Consider the following 20,368-nt stretch of genomic DNA (forward strand, 5'->3'; position numbering starts at 1 on the left):
CGGCCCGGTCGACAGGAGGACCCACATGTCGCTCGCAATGCGCCCGCCCACAGCAGCGATCACCGTTCCCTCGGCCGTGTCTCCGACCACGGCACCGCCCTCGGCACCCGCGGGCGGTCGCCGAGGGTTCGCCCCGGCCGTTGCACTGCTGGACGTCGGACTCCTCGTCGCGGCGTTCGCGGTCGCCCATCTGGTCCGGTTCCCCTGGGAGCTCTCGGCCGTCCGGCTCCAGGCCGGCTGGATCGAGTTCGCGACGGCACCGGCGATCATCCTCGTCTGGATGGTCCTGCTGTCGACGTTCCGGACCCGCGACCCGCGCATCGCCGGCATCGGCGGCGACGAGTACCGCCGGCTCGTGACCGCGAGCCTGATCGCCGTCGCGGTGGTGGCGGTCGTGGCGTACGCGGCGCAGCTCGACCTGGCCCGGGGGTACGTGGCCATCGCCTTCCCGCTCGGGCTCCTCTTCCTCGCTGTCGGGCGGAAGGCCGTGCGCACCGTCCTGGCACGCAGTCGTGCTCGTGGGCAGCGGTTGCAGGACGTCCTGCTCGTCGGCGACACCGAGGACGTCCGGTACGTCGGGCGGCGGATCGCGGCGACGCCGAGCGCCGGGTACCGGGTCCGTGCGATCGTGACCGACTGCGTCCCTGTGGGAACGGTGATCGACCTCGGGCCGGTTTCCGCGCCGGTGGTCAGTGGGATCGACGACGTCCTCTCGCTCGCTCGTTCCGAAGCCGTCTCGGCCGTCGTCGTGGCCGGTGCCGTTCGTGGGGGGCACGAGCGACTGCGTCGCCTGGGGTGGCAACTCGAGGAGCACGGCGTCGAGCTCGTCGTCTCGTCGCCCCTCGCGGACATCGCCGCGGGTCGCGTGCACGAGCGACCCGTCGACGGCCTGCCCCTCATGCACGTGGAGACGCCCGACTACCGCCGCCGCACGGGCAAGCGCCTGCTCGACGTCGTCGGCGCCGGCCTCGGGCTGCTGCTGCTGGCGCCCCTCCTCGGGGTGATCGCCGTGATCATCCGGCTCGACGACCGCGGTCCGGTGTTCTTCCGGCAGACCCGTGTCGGCCGTGGGGGCGAGGAGTTCTCGATCCTGAAGTTCCGCACGATGTGCATCGACGCCGAAGCGCGGATGGCCGCACTGCAGGCAGCGAACGAGGGTGCGGGCCCGCTCTTCAAGATGAAGGACGACCCCCGCGTCACCCGGGTCGGAGCGTTCCTGCGGAAGACGTCGCTCGACGAACTGCCGCAGCTGTGGAACGTGCTCACCGGTTCGATGAGCCTGGTCGGTCCCCGTCCCGCGCTGCCGCGCGAAGTCGCCCTCTACGAGGACTTCGCCGACCGTCGGCTCCTGGTCACCCCGGGGATCACGGGGCTGTGGCAGGTCAGCGGCCGGTCGGACCTGGACTGGGCTGACGGTGTCCGACTCGATCTGCACTACGTCGAGAACTGGTCGTTCCTGCACGACGTGGTGATCCTCGCCCGGACGGTACCGTCGGTGCTCCGGTCGCGCGGCGCGTACTGAGGTCCTCCGGCGTGGAGGAGTCCTCGCGCCTTCCCTGTGCGAACGGTGTCCGTTCCGATCCCCGGCCTGGGCATCGGGATGCCGGAGCGTTACGATGGGAAGAACACGGACTTCCGCCGCGTGGGTCGAAGAAGACCTGCGGACGGCGACCAGTTCCAGATCAAGGAGTCATGATGCTCGGAAACCTCGGCGGCGTACACCTGCTGATCATCCTCGGGATCGTCATCCTGCTGTTCGGCGCGACGAAGCTCCCGGCGCTCGCCAAGGGCCTCGGGCAGTCGATCAACATCTTCAAGAAGGAGATGACCGACGACGAGAAGAAGGCTCAGGCTGGCGACACCACGGTGCAGAACACCGCGGCCCCGACCAGCACCGTGCAGAACGCTCCTGCCGAACCCGCTGCCGGTCCGATCCTGAACCCCGGCCCGAGCGCGCAGCCGAACACCGACTCCCGGCGCTAGCACCCCAGCTCAGGACACCCAGCCCCGTCCTGTCGGCAGCCCCCGCGACCACTTCGGTCGCGGGGGCTTCGTCGTGCGGGGCGCGCAGCGGTCCGAGGGAGCGCAGGATGAGCACATGACCACTGCCGCACCCCGCGCGACCGCGCCGCTCCGGGACGACCGGCGCACCGTGCTCGTGGTGGCGATCCTGTCGTCGTTCGTCGTCGGGCTCGACTCGAGCGTGGTCAACGTGGCGCTCCCCGCGATCCGGCAGGAGCTCGGCGGCGGACTCGTCGTGCAGCAGTGGACCGTCGACGCGTACCTGGTGACGCTCGGCTCGCTCATCCTCGTCGCCGGGTCACTGTCGGACGTGTTCGGTCGGGTCCGGATCATCACGTGGGGGCTCGTCGTGTTCGGGATCGCCTCGGTCGCGTGTGCGATCGCCCCGACGGGGGAGTTCCTGATCGTCTCGCGGGCGTTCCAGGGCGTCGGCGGCGCCCTGGTGACCCCGAGCGCGCTCGCCCTCATCGTGGCGGCCTTCCGCGGGGCCGCGCAGTCGAAGGCGATCGGCACGTGGACCGCCTGGTCGAGCGCGTCGACGATCCTCGGACCCGTGGTCGGCGGGCTGGTGGTCGACAGCATCGGCTGGCGCTGGATCTTCGTGCTGACCGCCGTCCCGATCGCCGTGACGATCCCGCTCGTGCTGCGGATCACCGGTGACGTGCACCCCGCCGTCCGACCGCGCATCGACGTGGTCGGCGCCGTGCTGGCGGTCGTCGGGGTCGGTGGGGCGGTGCTCGGGCTCATCGAGCAGGAGCGGCTCGGGTGGGGTGCCCCGGTGGTGGTCACCGCGCTCGTGCTCGGCGCACTGGCGCTCGCGGCGTTCGTGCCGTGGGAACGCCACGTGACCCGGACGACCGGTTCGCCGCTGGTGCCACTCGCGTTGTTCCGGGCCCGCAACTTCGCGGTGGGCAACCTCGCCACCCTGTCGATCTACGGCGCCCTGAGCATGGTCTTCTTCGTGGTCACCCTGTTCCTGCAGGAGGTCTGGGGGTTCCCCGCCTGGCTCGCCGGTCTGGCGACGCTGCCCCCGACGGTGGTCCTGCTGCTGGTCTCCTCGGCGGTGGGCGGGTTGGCGGGACGGTTCGGGCCGCGCTGGTTCATGGCCGCGGGCCCGGCGGTGGCCGCGGTCGGTGCGCTCCTGATGCTGCTGGTCGGTGCGCAGCCGGACGGGTACTGGATCGCGGTGTTCCCGGGCCTCGTGCTCATCGGGTTCGGGATCGCGCTCATGGTGACACCGCTGACCAGCGCGGTGCTCGGGTCGGTGCCGCAGTCCGAGGCCGGCGTCGGCTCGGCCGTGAACAACGCGATCGCGCGGATCGCCGGCCTGGTGATGGTGGCGCTCGCGGGCGTGGTCCTCGGCGGCGAGATGAGCGTCGCCGGCCTGCACCGGGCGGTCGTCGTGATGGCAGTGCTCCTGCTGGCCGGCGCGATCGTCAGCGCCGTCGGGATCCGGAATCTTCCCGCGCCGACGTAAGTTGAGTGCAGTAGACTCAAGTACAACACCACCGCAACGAAAGGACGGAACGCATGGCGAACCTCCAGGGTGCTCCTGACTCGCAAGAGCGACAGAAGACCGCCCTCGAGCAGTACGGCGTCGACCTGACGGCGATCGCTCGCAGCGGCAAGCTCGACCCGGTCATCGGACGCGACTCCGAGATCCGACGCGTCAGCCAGGTGCTCACCCGCCGCACCAAGAACAACCCCGTGCTCATCGGCGAGCCCGGCGTCGGCAAGACCGCCGTCGTCGAGGGGCTCGCGCAGCGCATCGTCGCCGGTGACGTCGCCGACTCACTGAAGGACAAGCGGCTCGTCTCGCTCGACATCTCCTCGCTCATCGCCGGTGCGAAGTACCGCGGCGAGTTCGAGGAGCGCCTCAAGGCCGTGCTCAAGGAGATCAACGACTCCGACGGCCAGGTCATCACGTTCATCGACGAGCTGCACACGCTGATGGGCGCGGGTGGCGGCGAAGGGTCCGTCGCGGCGTCGAACATGCTCAAGCCGATGCTCGCGCGCGGCGAACTGCGGCTCATCGGGGCGACGACGCTCGACGAGTACCGCGAGTACATCGAGAAGGACGCCGCCCTCGAACGCCGCTTCCAGCAGGTCTACGTCGGAGAGCCCAGCGTCGAGGACGCGGTGGCCATCCTCCGCGGGCTCAAGGAGCGCTACGAGGCGCACCACAAGGTCACGATCAACGACTCCGCGCTCGTCGCTGCGGCCAGCCTGTCGAACCGGTACATCTCCGGCCGGCAGTTGCCCGACAAGGCGATCGACCTGATCGACGAGGCCGCCAGCCGGCTCCGCATGGAGATCGACTCCAGCCCCGTCGAGATCGACGAACTGAAGCGCAACGTCGATCGGCTGCGCGTCGAGGAGTTCGCGCTCAAGCAGGAGAAGGACGACGCCTCGAAGGCACGACTCGAGACCCTGCGGAACGAACTGCGCACGCGCGAGGAACGTCTGGGCCAGCTCGAGCAGCGCTGGCAGGCCGAGCGGGCGAGCCTGAACCGCATCGGTGAGCTGAAGCAGCAGCTCGACGACCTCAACATGCGCAGCCAGCGCGCCCAGCGCGAAGCCGACTACGCGACGGTCTCACGCCTGGAGTACGCCGAGAAGCCCCGGATCGAAGCGGAGCTCGCGGCTGCTGAGCAGGCCGAGTCCGCCGACCGCATGGTGAACGACAGCGTCACCGACGAGGACATCGCCGCCGTCATCGCGCAGTGGACGGGCATCCCGCTCGGGCGGCTGCTGCAGGGCGAGACCGAGAAGCTCCTGCACCTGGAGAACGAGCTCGGCCGCCGGATCATCGGACAGCGCACCGCCGTGAACACCGTGTCCGAGGCCGTCCGTCGCACCCGTGCCGGCATCTCCGACCCGGACCGTCCGACCGGATCGTTCCTGTTCCTCGGACCGACCGGCGTCGGCAAGACCGAGCTGGCCAAGGCGCTCGCGGAGTTCCTGTTCGACGACGAGAAGGCCCTCGTCCGCATCGACATGAGCGAGTACGGCGAGAAGCACTCGGTCTCGCGGCTGATCGGCGCCCCGCCCGGGTACGTCGGCTACGAGTCCGGCGGGCAGCTCACCGAGGCCGTCCGGCGTCGCCCGTACTCCGTGATCCTGCTCGACGAGATCGAGAAGGCGCACCCCGAGGTCTTCGACGTCCTGCTCCAGGTGCTCGACGACGGCCGACTGACGGACGGGCAGGGACGCACGGTCGACTTCCGGAACACGATCCTCGTGCTCACGTCGAACCTCGGCTCGCAGTTCATGACCGACCTGACGCTGACGGACGAGCAGCGCGAGGACGCCGTGCGCGAGCTCGTGCAGCAGGCGTTCCGGCCGGAGTTCATCAACCGACTCGACGACATCGTGGTGTTCCAGGCCCTGACGGCCGACGACCTCGGCCAGATCGTGTCGCTCTACGTCGACCGGCTCGCCCGTCGCCTGACCGACCGCCGACTCGAGCTCGCGGTCACGCCCGAGGCGCGCGGGTGGCTCGCCGAGCGCGGGTACGACCCGCTCTACGGTGCGCGGCCGCTCCGCCGCCTCATGCAGCGGCAGATCGACGACAAGCTGGCGCGCGCGATCCTGTCCGGTGACGTCCGCGACGGCGACACCGTCCGGGTCGACGTCGCCGAGGACGGCGACGGTCTGACCGTCGAGCCGTTCCAGCTGGCGGAGGTCGTCGAGGAGTAGGTGCCGACCGGAACGCACCAGCCTGGAGGCGCGGTGCCGGTCCCTGAGACCGGCACCGCGCCTCCAGGCCTATGTTCCAGGGCATGCCTGAGATCCGCGCGTTCCGTCGCCTCACCGACTCCGTCGAGCACGCGAGCGTGCTCGACAAGGCCGTCGACATCGACCGTTCCGTCGTGAACGCCCTCGCCCGGCCGAAGGCCCTGCGACAGGTGCTGCACGGCGTGCCGTTCGGGCACCCGCTGCACCCGCTCATGGTACAGGTGCCGCTCGGGGCGTGGATCTCCGCCGCCGTGCTCGACGTGTTCGGCGGGAAGGGCAACGCGAAGGCCGCGAAGACGCTCGTCGGCGTCGGGCTCGTGTCCTCCGGGAGCGCGAGCGTCGCCGGGTACGTGGACTGGTCCGAACTCGACCGCGAGCAGCTGCGCACGGGATGGGTGCACCAGGCCGTCAACTGGGTCGGCATCTCGCTGTACGGCCTGTCGTGGTGGCAGCGCAAGAACGGCAACCACGGCGCCGGCAAGCTGCTCGGGTTCGCCGCGCTCGGTGTCGTGGGGGTGGGCGGGTACCTCGGCGGACACCTGGCCTACCGCCAGCGCGCCGGCGTGAGCGACCACGGCGAGGTGCCGTTCGACGCGTCGCGCTGAGGGTCGCGGCCGGTTCGCGCGTTACGGCGACGAAACAGCCGCCGTCCCAGGCTGGGGGCATGGAACACCTCACCACGGACAGCCTGCCGCTCGCCGCCGTCCCGGGGATCCCCGGTGCCGCCTTCGTCGTCCGCATCGACGAGCAGTCCGGGATCGTGCACCTCGACCCAGCGGATGCTTAGGAATATCGCATGTAATGTCCCGATGCGTGTACTCGTGGTGGACGATGAAACAGCACTCGCCGACCTGATCGCCAGGGGGCTCTCGCGGCAGGACATGGCCGTCGACGTCGCCTACCGCGGTGACCACGCCGACGAACTGCTGGCCGTGAACGACTACGACGTCGTCGTGCTGGACCGTGACGTCCCCGGTCTGCACGGCGACGAGGTCGCCCGGCGACTCGCCGCTCGGGGGAGCCTGACCCGCATCCTCATGCTCACCGCGGCGACGACCCTGACCGACCGCGTCAACGGGCTCGAACTCGGCGCGGACGACTACCTCGCGAAGCCCTTCGAGTACCCGGAACTGGTCGCCCGGGTCCGTGCGCTCGGTCGCCGCAGTGTCGCTCCGGTCGCGCCGGTCCTCGAACGCGGCGGTCTGCTCGTCGACACGAACCGGCGGATGGCGACGCGGGACGGCCGACCGCTCGACCTGACGTCGAAGGAGCTCGGCGTGCTCGAGACCCTGCTCCGCGCCGACGGCCGGATCGTCTCGGCCGAGGAACTGCTCGAGAAGGTGTGGGACATGAACATCGACCCGTTCACGTCCGCGGTCCGGGTGACGATGTCGAAGCTCCGGAAGAAGCTCGGCGACCCGGACCCGATCCGGACCGTGCCGGGGAAGGGGTACGCACTGTGAGACGGGTCCGCCGGACCCTGAGCATCCGCGCACGGACCGCGCTGGTGTTCGCGCTCGCCTCGATGGCGCTGACCACGGCGGTGCTCGTGTTCGTCAACGTGACGTCGCTCAGCTCGATCTCGACGCGCGTCCCGGGGTCGTTCGCACCGAGCGGTCACGCGACCGCGCTGCCGCAGTCCGGACCGCAGGTGGCTCCCGATCCGGACGGACCGGGAGCAGAGCGGGCGTCCACGACGCTGGTCGCGGTCGTCGCCGTGCAGCAGTGGCAGTGGTCAGCGGTGGGCATCGCCGGAGCCGGGGTCGTCGCCGGCGGCCTGGGGTGGTTCGTCAGTCGTCGCATGCTCCGGCCGATCGACCACATCACCGCCACCGCGAACCGGATCAGCGCGTCCAACCTGCACGAGCGCATCGCCCTCGACGGGCCCGACGACGAGCTCCGGCGGTTGTCCCGCACCGTCGACGACCTGCTCGGTCGCCTGGAGACCGCGTTCGAGAGTCAGCGCCGCTTCGTGGCACAGGCCTCGCACGAGCTCCGGACCCCGCTGACCGTCCAGCGTGCGGCGATGCAGATCGGACTCCCGGACGACGCGGACCCCGACGACGTCCGCCGAACGCGCGAGGAACTCCTCGAGCAGAACCGCCGGACGGAGCGCCTGGTGGAGTCGCTGCTGCTGCTCGCCGAGGCCGACCGCGGCCTGACCGGCGCGACCGAGCCCGTCGACCTGGACCGGACGATCGACGACGTGGTGCGCGACGCGGTGGGAGCCGCGCGCGCGGCGGACGTGACCGTGACCCGGGAAGGGTGCCACGGGCCTCCAGGCGGGGTACGGGGTGAGCCGATGCTCGTCCGGCAGCTCCTCGTCAATCTGGTGGGGAACGCCGTCGAGTACAACGAACCCGGCGGGTTCGTCCGCGTCACCACACGCCGTGACGGCTTCGTGGTCGAGAACTCCGGGCCGCGCGTGCCGGACGAGGTGGCCCCGCTGCTCCTCGAGCCGTTCCGTCGTTGTCCCGGTGCGGCCGGACCCGGTCGGCACAGCGGGCTCGGCCTGTCGATCGTGGCGTCCATCGTGCAGGCGCACGGGTGGCACCTCGACATCGAGGCGCGGGGCGACGGGGGGCTGCGGGTCAGCGTCGCGTCTGGCGGGGTTTCGTCGGTGTAACGCGATGGGTACGCGGCCCGAAACAGCCGATCCGGTGTCCTGGGTACATGAAGCACACGACACGCAACCGCGGGACCGCGCTCATCGCCGCCGCACTCATCGCCTGCACGACGCCGTTCGCCCTCGCGGCCTGCTCGACCGGCCCGGACTCCGCAGCCGACACCACGAAGAGCGCCGCCGCCGGGATCGGGGCGAAGTGGGGCGACTGCATGCGCGACGCGGGCTACGACGTCCAGGACCCCGACGACGCGATGGTCTCCTCGGGAGCCATGCAGATCCCGCCGAGCGCGGACCAGGAGGAGTTCCTCGCGGCCGGCACGGACTGCGCCGAGAAGGCCGGCGTCAAGCGCACGAGCAACGCCGAGAAGCAGAAGTGGGAACGGCAGTACGCGCAGGTCGCGAGCTGCATCCGGGACGACGGGTACCCCGACTTCCCCGAGCAGAAGCCCGGCACGTTCAGCCCGGACGGGTACGCGCACTCCGAGGACGACGAGTTCAAGAAGACCGTCCAGGAGTGCATGGACGAGTTCGCACCCGACGTGCAGACCCAGCACGTCGGCTGACGTCGGCTCGAGACGAAGGACCGATCATGACCAGGAAGACCATCACCGCCGTCGCTGCCGCCGTCGCGCTGTTGCCGGGACTGCTCACCGCCTGCTCGGGCGGCGCTCCGTCCGACGGTTCGACGACGGGGAACGGATCCAGCGGGTCCGGCGTCTCGCTCTCGTCGTGCATGCGCGACCGCGGCTACGACATGTCCGAACCGGGTTCGAACAGCGGGGTGCAGACCCTCGCGGCGCCCGACGGCGTCGACGGGGAGCAGTGGGACACCGACCTGCAGGAGTGCATGGGGGACCAGGGCGCCGGCGAGGGGTTCCAGGCGGCGAAGCCCGCCGGGACGCCCGAGCAACGGAAGCAGGCAGCGGAGTGCATCCGGGACAGCGGGTTCTCGGACTACCCTGACGGCGACGCCGCGATGCAGTCGTACCGGCCCGATGACGAGCAGGCGTTCCAGGACGCCTCCTCGAAGTGCTTCGACCAGGCGTTCGGCGCCGGATCCGAGCCGAAGGACGGCACGGAGTGAGGGCCGTCGTGTCCCGCCGTCGTGCGCTCGTCGCCAGCGCGTGCCTCGTCGCGGTGCTCGCGGCCGGCGTCGGTACCTGGGCGGTCATCGACCTGCAGGCGCCGGCATCGTCCGCGGCCGAAACGTCGACGGTGAAGCACCCGACCACCGTCGTCACGAAGGGCGACCTGACGGACTCGAAGGTGTTCGCCGGCACGCTCGGGTACGGCACGGCCTCCGGTGTCCCGGGGGCAGCCCCCGGCGTGCTCACCTGGCTGCCGAAGCCGGGGGAGGTGATCCGTCGCGACGAGTTCCTGTACGCCGTCGACGAGCGCGGGGTCCGGTCGATGCACGGCACCGTCCCGCTCTGGCGATCGCTCGAGCGGGGGTTGCGGGGCACCGATGTCCAGCAGCTCAACGACAACCTCGCGGCCCTCGGGTACGACGTCGCGCAGGACGACACCTTCGGCCCTCGGACACAGCGCGCGGTGCAGCAGTGGCAGAAGGACCGCGGGCACAGGGCCACGGGCGTGCTGACCTCGGCGGACATCGCGTTCGTCGACGGGGACGTCCGCGTGGCGACGGTCGACGGGAAGCTCGGGCAGCCGGCGGCGGGCGAGAGCGGCGACGTCCTGTCGGTCACGAGCACGTCGCGCATCGTCGTCGCGACCGTGTCCCAACGTGATGCCGAACGACTCGCCGTCGGGACGAAGGTGCAGATCCGGATCAACGGGAGCGGTGCGGCGATGGCGGGCGAGGTGTCCGACCTGCAGCCGAGCGCCGGTGAGGACGCCGAGTCGAAGGTCGACGTCTCCGTGTCGTTCGAGCCCGGCAGCCGCAAGCTGCCGGCGGCGGCGTCGGCGCAGATCGATGCCGCCGGCACCACCGAGCGGGGTGTCCTCTCCGTGCCGGTCGCGGCGCTCGTCACGAGCGGGAACGGGAAGTACGCGGTCGACGTCGTCCGGCGCGACGGCACGACGAAGCGCGTCCCCGTGACACCCGGACTCATCGCGGACGGCAGGATCGCGATCACCGGCACCGTGTCCGAGGGTGACCGTGTGGTGGTCCCCGGATGACGGTCCCGGTCCTCACCCTCCGCGGTGTCACGAAGACCTACGGCGACGTCGCAGCGCTCCGCGGGGTGACCCTCGACGTCGCCGCCGGGGAACTCGTCGCCGTCGTCGGTCCGTCCGGCTCGGGCAAGTCCACGATGCTCAACACCGTCGGCACGCTCGACCGGCCCACTGACGGCACCGTGACGATCGCCGGCAACGACGTCGCCACGATGTCCGACGACGCGCTCTCCGCGCTCCGGGCCGAGCACATCGGGTTCGTGTTCCAGCACTTCCACCTGCAAGCGGGTGCGACCGCGGCGGAGAACGTCGCCGACGGCCTGCTCTACGCCGGCACCGGCCGTCGGGAGCGGCACCGGCGGGCGGTCGAGGCCCTCGGACGGGTCGGGCTGGCGCACCGGGTGGAGCACCGGCCCAACCAGCTGTCCGGTGGTGAGAAGCAGCGGGTGGCCATCGCGCGCGCGATCGTGGGTGACCCGACGATCCTGCTCGCGGACGAACCCACCGGGGCGCTCGACTCGGCATCGGGATCGGCCATCCTGGCGCTCCTCCGCGAGCTCAACGCCGCCGGGACGACCGTGCTCGTCATCACGCACGACCTCGACCTCGCCGCCTCGTTGCCGCGACAGGTGCGGATGCGCGACGGGCTGGTCGAGCACGACTCGGCGGAGGCTGCCGAAGGGGCGGTGCGGGCCTCCGCCGCTGACCTCGCCTCCGCGATCGGGGGTGGACGGTGAGCGCCGCGCGGCCCGCGCGGGCCCGCCTCGGCGGCGTCGACCTGCTGCGGCTCGGGGTGTTCGGTCTGCGCACCAGACCGGGCCGCGTGGTCCTCTCGGCACTCGGGATCGCGATCGGCATCGCCGCGATGATCGCCGTCGTCGGGATCTCGTCGTCGAGCAAGGCCAAGCTCGACCAGGTCCTCGATGCGCTCGGCACGAACGTCCTCACCGCCACCCAGGCGCAGGGGTTCGGCGACGCGCCGCCGCTGCCGGCCACTGCGCTCGAGTCGGCGATGCGGCAGGACGATGTGCAGTCCGCCGCTGCGGTCGGCACCGTGAAGGACGGCGCCGTGTACCGCAACGAGTTCATCGCGGCGCCCGAGACGAAGGGCATCGGCGTGATGGCAGCGTGGGGCGACGTGCCCGAGGTGCTCGGTGGCACGCTCGCGTCCGGTCGGTGGATCGACGACTCCGACGGTGCGCCGGACCAGGTCGTGCTCGGCGCCGCCGCCGCCGAGTCCCTGGGCATCGATCGGGTCCGTTCGGACACCCGGGTGTGGATGGGCGGGCAGTGGGTGCAGGTGGTCGGCATCCTGCGGCCGATCCAGCTCGCGGAGGACCTCGACAACCAGGTGTTCGTGCCGCGGGGACTCGCCACCGAGCTCGGGTTCGACGGGGCGCCGACCGCCGTCTACACCCGGGTCGACCCTTCGCGCGTCGCGCCGGCACGGGACGTCCTGGCGAACGCGATCAGTCCGGGGTCCCCGCAGGACGTCGGCGTGACCCGGCCGTCCGACGCGCTCGCCGCGAAGGACGCCACGGACGACTCGTTCACCGGCCTGCTCGTCGGCATCGGCGGCGTCGCACTGCTCGTCGGCGGCATCGGGGTCGCCAACACGATGGTGATCACGGTGCTGGAACGCCGAGCCGAGGTGGGCGTCCGCCGAGCCCTCGGGGCACGGCGGCGGAACATCCGCGACCAGTTCCTGGTCGAGTCGCTGCTGCTGTCGTTCCTGGGCGGGGTGGCCGGTGTGGTGATCGGGGTCGGGGTGACGGTCGCCTTCGCCCTGGCGCAGGGGTGGCCGGTGGCGATCCCGCCGTGGGCCGTCGGCGGCGGGCTCGGCGCGACCGTCGTGATCGGCGGTGTGTCCGGGTGGTACCCGGCAGCGCGCGCAGCGCGCATCCCACCGACGTCCGCCCTGGCGGCCGTCTGAGGCCGTGGTGGTGATCCGGGAGGCCCGGTGCCGGTCTGCGGGACCGGCACCGGGCCTCCCGGTCGTCCCGTCCACCCCGTCGACGCGCGGCGCAGATCATGCCTGGTCATGACCAGTCGCGTCAAGCGTTGGCGACGATCTGTTCGCCATCCGTGATCCCCCGGAAACACGCGGATCGAACGCGCTCACAGGGACCGATCCAACGGTTGACAAGGGCTCTCGGAAGGTCTTCTATTGCGAATACGCAACGACCTTTCATAAAGGCCGGACCAAGGGAGTCAACGTGACACGCACGCGTTTCGCCGCACTCGGTGCGCTCGGCCTGGCGGCCGCGCTCGCCCTCACCGGGTGCTCCGCCGGAAGCAACGGAGCTTCCGACGGTGGCACGAAGGCCATCGGCACACCCGATGGCAAGGGCAAGACCATCACCGTCTGGATGATGAACGGCGACCTGAGCGACAAGGTCCTCGACGCAGCTCAGAAGCAGTTCACGAAGGACACCGGGGCGAAGGTGAAGATCCAGACCCAGCAGTGGGACGGGATCACCACCAAGCTCACCACGGCGCTCGCCCAGGACGACGCCCCGGACGTGGTCGACCTCGGCAACACGCAGGTGCCGGTCTACGCGGCGGCCGGCGGTCTCATGGACCTGACGCCGTACCGCGACGAGCTCAAGGACGGCCAGACCTGGCTCACCGGGCTCGAGGGGCCGGCCACGGTGGACGACAAGCTCTACGGTGCTCCGCTGTTCGCCGGCAACCGCGCCGTCGTCTACAACAAGAAGGTCTGGAAGGACGCCGGAGTCACCGACGTGCCGACCACCTACGACGAGCTCACCGCCGACCTGGACAAGGTCAAGGCCGCCAACACGGCGAGCGACTTCTCCGCCTTCTACATGCCCGGCCAGTACTGGTACGGCGGGCTGCAGTGGGTCTGGGACGCCGGCGGCGAGATCGCCTCCGACAAGGACGGCAAGTGGACCGGGAAGCTCGACTCCGACGACGCCGTGCAGGGCCTGACGGCGTGGAAGACGTTCCAGAACGACTACTCCGCGAAGTCGACGCAGGACATCAACACCGACAAGCCCTCGCAGAGCGACGTCTTCGCGCAGGGCAACACCTCGGCGTTCCTCGGCTCGGCGTGGGAGATCGGTTCGATCACCACGGCGAAGCCGGCGCTCGCCGACCAGATCGGTACGTTCCCGATGCCCTCGCAGACCGACGGCAAGACGCAGCCGGTGTTCCTCGGTGGCTCCGACCTCGGGATCCCGACGAAGGCCGCCAACCAGGACCTCGCGCTGTACTACCTGAAGATCCTGACCTCGAAGGAGTTCCAGCAGGACCAGGTGTTCGGTGTGGACGGCTGGGAGCCGAACTCGACCGAGCTGCTCGACGCCGTGGCCGACGACGTCGACACCCTGCACAAGCCGTACTTCGCGGCAGCGGGCACGAGTCGTCCGACCCCGGCGACGCCGGGCTGGGCGACCATCGAGGGCGACGCGTCGTTCCAGTCGATGTTCGCGGACATCGCCACCGGGCGGAAGTCGCCGGAGCAGGCCGCCGAGGGCTTCTCGAAGCACCTCACGACAGCGCTGAACGCGCAGCAGTAGTCGATGACGTCCACTGCAGAGCAGGCGACCGGTTCGGAGCAGTCCGAGCCGGTCGCCGGCGGCGGGGGGACCGGGGGCGCGGGCACCGGGGGCAGCGGCGGTGCCGGGTCGGGGCGGCCGGTCCGTCCCGGCCGCGGGGCGCGTCGTCGGTCGGCGGTGGCGTCGCGCGCTCCGCTCGTCCTGCTGGCGCCCGCGGCGATCCTCCTGCTCGCGCTCGTCGTCTACCCGCTCGTCCGGCTCGTCGTCATCTCGTTCCAGGACTACGGGCTCCGGGCGATCTTCACCGGGGAAGCCGGGTTCGCCGGCGTCTCGAACTACACGAACGTCCTGACCGACGCCTCGTTCTGGCCGGTCATCCTGCGCACCGTCCTGGTCACCGGGGCGATGGTGCTCGGCACGATCGTCATCGGGATGGGCGTCGCGCAGCTGCTGACCCGACTCGGCGTCGCGATGCGCACCGTGGTCAGCGTCGTGCTCGTGCTGGCGTGGGCGATGCCGAACGTCGCTTCGAGCCTGGTGTGGCAGTGGCTGTTCCAGCCCTTCTACGGGGTGCTCAACTGGCTCATCACGCAGCTGCGGGTGTTCGGCGACCACACGCAGGACAACTGGGCGTCGCACCCCGGGCAGGCGTACACGATCGTGCTCACGCTCGTGATCTGGCAGGCCGTGCCGTTCGTCGCCCTGACGCTCTACGCCGCACAGTCGCAGATCGCGCCGGAGTACTACGAGGCCGGGGCGCTCGACGGTGCGTCGACGTGGACGATGTACCGCGCGATCACGCTGCCGGCACTCGCTCCGACCCTGCTGCTCGTGTCGATCCTGTCGGTGATCTGGGACTTCAACGTCTTCAACCAGATCTGGTTGCTCACGAGGGGCGGTCCGGAAGAGGCCACCCTGACGCTCGGCATCTGGACGTTCGTGAAGTCGTTCGTCTCCAACGCGTACGGCCAGGGCGCCGCGATCGCCGTCATCTCGACCGTGATCCTCGGCGCGCTCACCAGCTACTACATCCGCCGGCTCGTCCGCAGCGGGGAGGAGGACCTGTGACCGTCTCGAGTGCTGCGCCGGTCTCTGCGCCGGTTCCCGTGCGTTCGCGGAAGCGGAAGCCGCGCGTGGTCGCGAACACCATCGCGGTGGTGTTCTGCCTGGTGTGGGTGTTCCCGATCTACTGGATGGTCAACACCGCCTTCAAGCCGGCGGACGAGGTCACCACCATGACCCCGATCTGGGCGCCGCTGCACCCCACGCTCGACAACTTCACCCGCGCGCTCACGCAAGAGGGCTTCCTGGTCTACCTGCGGAACTCGACGATCGTCGTGGTGGCCGCCGTGCTGCTGTCGATCGTGGTCGGGTTCCTGGCCTCGGCGGCGCTGTCGCGGTTCCGGTTCCGCGGGCGGCGGGCGATCTTGGTCGGCATCCTGTTCGTGCAGATGATCCCGTCGGGCGCGCTGCTCATCCCGCTGTTCCTGTCGTTCCAGACCCTCGGTCTGCTCAACAGCTACGTCGGGCTGATCCTGGCGTACGTCGCGAGCGTGCTGCCGTTCTCGATCTGGGTGATGCGCGGGTTCTTCGTCGCGGTGCCCGTCGAGATCGAGGAGGCAGCGAAGGTCGACGGGGCCGGCACCTTCCGGATCCTGTGGAGTGTGCTGTTCCCGCTCGTGATGCCCGGGGTCATCGCCACGAGCGTGTTCGCGTTCATCGCGGCGTGGAACGACTACCTGATCGCGTACGTGATGCTCAAGGACCAGGGGATGTACACGCTGCCGGTCTGGCTCGCGGGCTTCTCGACGAACAAGGGCACGGACTTCGGTGGGTTGATGGCGGCGAGTGTGCTGTTCTCGATCCCCGTGGTCGTCTTCTTCCTCATCGTGCAGCGTCGGCTCGTCAGCGGTATGACCGCGGGAGCCGTCAAGGGCTGACCCGCTCGACCGAACACCCCGTCGCACACACGCGGCGGGGTGTTCGTGCGTGTGGGGTGGTCGTGCGGGTCAGGTGGTCGTGCGTGTGGGGTGTTCGTGAGCAGGTGCCCGGCCGCAGGTGATCGCTCGCGCTGACACGCCCGGTGCCGGTCGCCGAGGTTCCACGACTCGCCGTGTGTGGTCTGCCGAGGTTCCACGGACGGGCTGTGGGCACCGCGAGATGCCGAGATTTCGGAACCTCGGGGGAAGGGGACGCGGGGCGGAGTGGTTGTGTTTGTGTGGGTTTGTGGCTTATGGTTCCTGAAACCCACGGGAACGAAGGAGTTCGGGCATGTACGCAACCGAGCGGCACGACGCGATCGCAGCAGCGCTGCAGGACGCCGGCCGGGTCTCCGTCGCCGATCTGGCCGAGCACTTCGACGTCACCACCGAGACCGTGCGCCGTGACCTCGACACCCTCGAGTCCGCCGGGGTCCTGCGCCGCGTGCACGGGGGAGCGGTGCCGATCGGCCGCTCGAGCGTCGTCGAACTCTCCGTTGCCGAGCGCGAGGGGCAGCACGGTTCCGCGAAGTCCGAGATCGCCCGCGCCGCGATGCACCTGGTGCCCTCGACCTTCACGGGCTCGATCGCGATCGACGCCGGCACCACCTGCGCCGCCGTCGCCGCCGAACTCGCCCGGTGGGAACCCGCCACCGCCGGCGCGACCCTCACCGTCATCACGAACTCCGTCCCGATCGCCGCGACCCTGCAGCACAGCGAGCACGTCGAGCTGCACCTACTCGGTGGCCGGGTGCGCGGGGTCACGAGCGCCGCCGTCGGGACCGCCACCGTCGAGCAGATCAGCGCCCTGCGGCCCGACATCGCGTTCGTCGGCACGAACGGTCTGTCCGCCGGCTTCGGGCTGAGCACCCCGGACGAGTACGAGGCCGCGGTCAAGGGCGCCTACGTCCTCGCCGCCCGCCGAGCCGTCGTGCTCGCCGACGCCGCGAAGCACGGGGTCGAGGCCCTGATGCGCTTCGCCCGGCTTGACGAGATCGACACCGTGGTCACCGACCAGGAGCCGCCGGCCGACCTCGCCGGTGCCCTGACCGACGCCGACGTCGAGGTCGTGGTCGCATGAGCCGCCGCATCGTCACCGTCACGCCGAACCCGAGCCTCGACCGCACCATCGAGCTCTCCGGCGAACTGCAGCGCGGCGCCGTCCAGCGCGCCACCCGCTCCACCGCGGAGCCCGGCGGCAAGGGCGTCAACGTGTCCCGCGTCGTCGTCGCGAGCGGTGGGGACACCATCGCCGTGCTGCCCGGCGACGAGCTCGACCCCGTGCTGCTCGGGCTCGCCACGCGGGGCATCCCGACCGCCGCCCTGCCGATCGGTGCGCCGCTCCGCTCGAACGTCACCGTCACCGAACCGACCGGCACCACCACGAAGCTCAACGAACCCGGGCCCTCGCTCGCCGGACGCCTCGACGACCTGGCCGACCTGGTCGCCGACACGGCGGCGGCGACCGCCACCGGACCCGCCGCCCGGTGGGTGGTCTTCGCTGGATCGCTCCCGCCCGGACTCCCCGACGACGCGCTCGCCGTGCTCGTCCGCGCCGTCCGTGCACGCCACGGCGAGGACGTCCGGATCGCGGTCGACTCGTCCGGCGTCCCGTTCACTGCACTGCTGCAGTCCGGCGAGCGGATCGACCTGGTCAAGCCGAACGCCGAGGAGCTCGCCGAGGTCGTCGGCGGCGACCCGGACACCTACGAGCAGGACCTCGACGCCGCCGTCGCCGCCGCAGAGCGGTTGCGCGACCGGAACGTCGGCTCGGTCCTGCTGACCCTCGGCAGCGCCGGCGCCGTGCTGGTGTCGGACGAGGGTGCCTTCGCCGCCGCAGCGCCGCGGATCGTCGCCCGCTCCACCGTCGGCGCGGGGGACTCCTCGCTCGCGGGCTACTTGCTCGCCGAGGTGGCCGGAGCGTCCCCCGAGCAGCGCCTCGCCCAGGCCGTCGCGACCGGAGCCGCCGCCGCAGCCCTGCCCGGCAGCGACGTGCCGGCCCTCGACCACACCGACCCGACGGCGATCTCGGTCCGGGTGCTCACGACGCACCCGGCACCCGAGCCCGCCTGACCCCCCCCAGCCCGAACACCGCCCGCTCGAACACCCCCCCCACTCCCCGAACACCTGCACGACCCGCGCGACCAGCGCCATTGCGAAGGAGCAAGCACATGTCCGCAGACTCGAGTCCGCGCCTCATCAGCGCCCAGCTCGTCGGCCTCGACGAGGACCTCGGTGCCACCTCGGCCGACGTCATCCGCGTCCTCGCCGACCGCGTCGCCGCGACCGGCCGCGCCGCCGACGGCCGGGTCCTGGCCGAGGACGCCATCAAGCGCGAGGCCAGCGTCGGCACCGGCGTGCCCGGTGGCATCGCGATCCCGCACGCCCGTTCGGCATCGGTGTCCGAGCCGACCCTCGCGTTCGCGCGTCTCGCCCGGAAGGTGTCGTTCGGCGCCCCGGACGGCGACGCCGACATCGTGTTCATGATCGCTGTACCCGAGGGAGCCGACAAGGACCACCTGACGGTCCTCTCGACCCTGGCCCGCGCGCTCATCCGCGACGACTTCACCGCCGCCCTGCGCGCCGCAGCCACCCCGGACGAGATCGTCCAGCTCGTCGACCGCGAGGTGAGCGGCGAGGTGTCCGAAGCCGGTGTCGGGAAGGCGAGCAGCGCCTCCAGTCCGACCGCCGCACCCGCGCCGGGCCGCAAGGTCTTCGTCGGCGTCACCGCCTGCCCGACCGGCATCGCGCACACCTACATGGCGGCCGACGCCCTCGTTGCCGCGGCGCAGCGCGCCGGCGCCGAGATGCACGTCGAGACCCAGGGGTCCTCGCAGGTCGAGCCCCTCGACCCCGCCCTCATCGCCCGCGCCGATGCCGTCGTGTTCGCGGTCGACGTCGACGTCCGCGACCGCGGCCGCTTCGCAGGGAAACCGCTCGTGTCCGGACCCGTCAAGCGCGGCGTCGACGAGCCCGACAAGATGATCGCCGAGGCCATCCGCGCCTCGGAGGACCCGAACGCTGCACGCGTCCAGGGTGGCGCAGCCGTCGACGGTGGGTCCACCGCCAAGAACGAGCACTTCGGCCAGGCGCTCAAGCGCTGGCTGCTCACCGGCGTCAGCTACATGATCCCGTTCGTCGCGGGCGGCGGGCTGCTCATCGCGCTCGGGTTCCTGCTCGCCGGCTACGGCATCGCGCTCGCGCACGGTGACTCGGGTCAGAACAACGCCGTCTACACGCTGACGAACTACACGCTGCTGAACCTGCCGCCGGAGGGCCTGGCCTACTACCTCGGCGCCGCCGCGTTCCAGATCGGTGGGATCTCCCTCGGCTTCCTGGTCGCAGCACTCGCCGGGTACATCGCGTACGCCATGGCCGACCGACCCGGCATCGCGCCCGGCTTCGTCGCCGGATCCGTCGCCGTCTTCATGAACGCCGGCTTCCTCGGCGGTCTTGTTGGCGGTCTGCTCGCCGGAGCCGCCGCGTACTGGATCGGTCGCATCCCGACCTGGCGCTGGCTGCGTGGCCTGATGCCCGTCGTGATCATCCCGCTGATCGCCTCGATCGTGGCGTCCGGTCTGCTCCTGCTCGTGCTCGGCGGCCCGATCGCCTGGCTGATGACGCAGCTCACGACCTGGCTCAACTCGCTCAACGGCACCTCGGTGATCCTGCTCGGCATCATCCTCGGCCTCATGATGGCGTTCGACCTCGGCGGTCCGGTCAACAAGGTCGCCTACGCGTTCGCCGTGGCCGGGCTCGGAGCGGGCTCCGCGACGAACGTCGTGCCGTTCGAGATCATGGCAGCGGTCATGGGCGCCGGCATGGTCCCGCCGCTGGCCCTGGCACTCGCCTCGACCGTGCTCTACCGCAAGGGCTTCACCAAGCCCGAGCGGGAGAACGGCAAGGCCGCGTGGCTGCTCGGCGCCTCGTTCATCTCCGAGGGTGCGATCCCGTTCGCCGCGGCCGACCCGCTGCGGGTCATCCCGGCCTCGATGGTCGGCGCCGCGGTCACGGGAGCGATCTCGATGGCAGCCGGTGTGACCTCGCGCGCACCGCACGGCGGGGTGTTCGTGTTCTTCGCGATCGACTCGTTCGTGGTCTGGGTGCTCGCGATCCTCGCCGGCACGGTCGTCTCCGCGCTCGTGCTGGTCGGGCTGAAGAAGTGGGTCCGGAAGGCGCCGGCGGCGGATGCCGCCGTGTCGGAGACCGCTGGCGACCGCGTGGCCGTCGCCGCGTAGTCGACGTCACCACCTGACGGACGGGCGCGCCCCGCTCAGCGGCAACGCGAAGCGTTGCGCGGGGCGCGCCGACCGAGCTTGCGAGCGAGGGGTGCCAGCTGGCACCGT

Annotated in this window: 19 protein-coding genes; all 19 read left to right on the forward strand. The window is 70.9% G+C overall.

Annotated features, from left to right (window positions below; genetic code table 11):
- Positions 1–76: 76 nt before the first annotated feature.
- The 19 genes from ITJ60_RS14545 (at position 77) to ITJ60_RS14630 (ending at position 20,260) form a co-directional block, all read left to right on the forward strand.
- On the forward strand, positions 77–1,522 hold the full coding sequence (locus ITJ60_RS14545; protein ID WP_194648428.1) for a sugar transferase: 1,446 nt from the start codon (positions 77–79) through the stop codon (positions 1,520–1,522).
- 173 nt (positions 1,523–1,695) lie between these two features.
- Entirely contained in the window at positions 1,696–1,983 is a 288-nt protein-coding gene (gene tatA / locus ITJ60_RS14550; RefSeq protein ID WP_194648429.1) for a twin-arginine translocase TatA/TatE family subunit, read from the forward strand.
- Between the two features lie 115 nt (positions 1,984–2,098).
- Positions 2,099–3,499: an MFS transporter gene (locus ITJ60_RS14555; protein ID WP_194648430.1), complete on the forward strand. Its 1,401-nt coding sequence runs from the start codon at positions 2,099–2,101 to the stop codon at positions 3,497–3,499.
- A gap of 53 nt (positions 3,500–3,552) precedes the next feature.
- On the forward strand, positions 3,553–5,721 hold the full coding sequence (locus ITJ60_RS14560) for an ATP-dependent Clp protease ATP-binding subunit (RefSeq protein ID WP_194648431.1): 2,169 nt from the start codon (positions 3,553–3,555) through the stop codon (positions 5,719–5,721).
- Positions 5,722–5,804: 83 nt separating this feature from the next.
- Entirely contained in the window at positions 5,805–6,365 is a 561-nt protein-coding gene (locus tag ITJ60_RS14565) for a DUF2231 domain-containing protein (RefSeq protein ID WP_194648432.1), read from the forward strand.
- Positions 6,366–6,424: 59 nt separating this feature from the next.
- On the forward strand, positions 6,425–6,547 hold the full coding sequence (locus ITJ60_RS19170) for a hypothetical protein (RefSeq protein ID WP_267238216.1): 123 nt from the start codon (positions 6,425–6,427) through the stop codon (positions 6,545–6,547).
- Between the two features lie 22 nt (positions 6,548–6,569).
- On the forward strand, positions 6,570–7,223 hold the full coding sequence (locus ITJ60_RS14570; RefSeq protein WP_194648433.1) for a response regulator transcription factor: 654 nt from the start codon (positions 6,570–6,572) through the stop codon (positions 7,221–7,223).
- Positions 7,220–8,386 (forward strand): sensor histidine kinase, encoded by a 1,167-nt coding sequence (locus ITJ60_RS14575; RefSeq protein WP_194648434.1) that lies wholly within the window; start codon positions 7,220–7,222, stop codon positions 8,384–8,386. The genes ITJ60_RS14570 and ITJ60_RS14575 overlap by 4 nt, the downstream gene beginning before the upstream one ends.
- A gap of 47 nt (positions 8,387–8,433) precedes the next feature.
- Positions 8,434–8,949 (forward strand): hypothetical protein, encoded by a 516-nt coding sequence (locus ITJ60_RS14580; protein ID WP_194648435.1) that lies wholly within the window; start codon positions 8,434–8,436, stop codon positions 8,947–8,949.
- A 26-nt stretch (positions 8,950–8,975) separates the two neighbouring features.
- Positions 8,976–9,470, forward strand: coding sequence for a hypothetical protein (locus ITJ60_RS14585; protein WP_194648436.1), 495 nt, complete (start codon positions 8,976–8,978; stop codon positions 9,468–9,470).
- A gap of 8 nt (positions 9,471–9,478) precedes the next feature.
- Positions 9,479–10,525: a peptidoglycan-binding protein gene (locus ITJ60_RS14590; protein ID WP_194648437.1), complete on the forward strand. Its 1,047-nt coding sequence runs from the start codon at positions 9,479–9,481 to the stop codon at positions 10,523–10,525.
- Complete coding sequence (locus ITJ60_RS14595; protein WP_194648438.1) at positions 10,522–11,259, forward strand: ABC transporter ATP-binding protein; 738 nt, start codon at positions 10,522–10,524, stop codon at positions 11,257–11,259. The genes ITJ60_RS14590 and ITJ60_RS14595 overlap by 4 nt, the downstream gene beginning before the upstream one ends.
- Positions 11,256–12,455 carry an ABC transporter permease gene (locus ITJ60_RS14600; protein WP_194648439.1) on the forward strand — a complete coding sequence of 400 codons (1,200 nt, stop codon included), beginning with the start codon at positions 11,256–11,258 and terminating at the stop codon, positions 12,453–12,455. The genes ITJ60_RS14595 and ITJ60_RS14600 overlap by 4 nt, the downstream gene beginning before the upstream one ends.
- Positions 12,456–12,738: 283 nt before the next feature.
- A complete protein-coding gene (locus ITJ60_RS14605) occupies positions 12,739–14,064 on the forward strand; it encodes a sugar ABC transporter substrate-binding protein (RefSeq protein WP_194648440.1) in 1,326 nt (441 codons plus the stop codon).
- 3 nt (positions 14,065–14,067) lie between these two features.
- On the forward strand, positions 14,068–15,111 hold the full coding sequence (locus ITJ60_RS14610) for a carbohydrate ABC transporter permease (protein WP_173169820.1): 1,044 nt from the start codon (positions 14,068–14,070) through the stop codon (positions 15,109–15,111).
- 65 nt (positions 15,112–15,176) lie between these two features.
- Positions 15,177–15,983 carry a carbohydrate ABC transporter permease gene (locus ITJ60_RS14615; protein WP_240347571.1) on the forward strand — a complete coding sequence of 269 codons (807 nt, stop codon included), beginning with the start codon at positions 15,177–15,179 and terminating at the stop codon, positions 15,981–15,983.
- A 331-nt stretch (positions 15,984–16,314) separates the two neighbouring features.
- Positions 16,315–17,103 carry a DeoR/GlpR family DNA-binding transcription regulator gene (locus ITJ60_RS14620; protein ID WP_194648441.1) on the forward strand — a complete coding sequence of 263 codons (789 nt, stop codon included), beginning with the start codon at positions 16,315–16,317 and terminating at the stop codon, positions 17,101–17,103.
- The gene (locus ITJ60_RS14625) at positions 17,100–18,095 is read left to right on the forward strand and encodes a 1-phosphofructokinase family hexose kinase (protein ID WP_194648442.1); all 996 of its coding nucleotides are present in this window, start codon (positions 17,100–17,102) and stop codon (positions 18,093–18,095) included. The genes ITJ60_RS14620 and ITJ60_RS14625 overlap by 4 nt, the downstream gene beginning before the upstream one ends.
- Positions 18,096–18,193: 98 nt before the next feature.
- On the forward strand, positions 18,194–20,260 hold the full coding sequence (locus tag ITJ60_RS14630; RefSeq protein ID WP_194648443.1) for a PTS fructose transporter subunit IIABC: 2,067 nt from the start codon (positions 18,194–18,196) through the stop codon (positions 20,258–20,260).
- Positions 20,261–20,368: the final 108 nt, after the last annotated feature.

It is taken from the genome of Curtobacterium sp. VKM Ac-2884 (genome assembly GCF_015350945.1).
In the GTDB taxonomy this organism is placed as follows: Bacteria; Actinomycetota; Actinomycetes; order Actinomycetales; family Microbacteriaceae; genus Curtobacterium.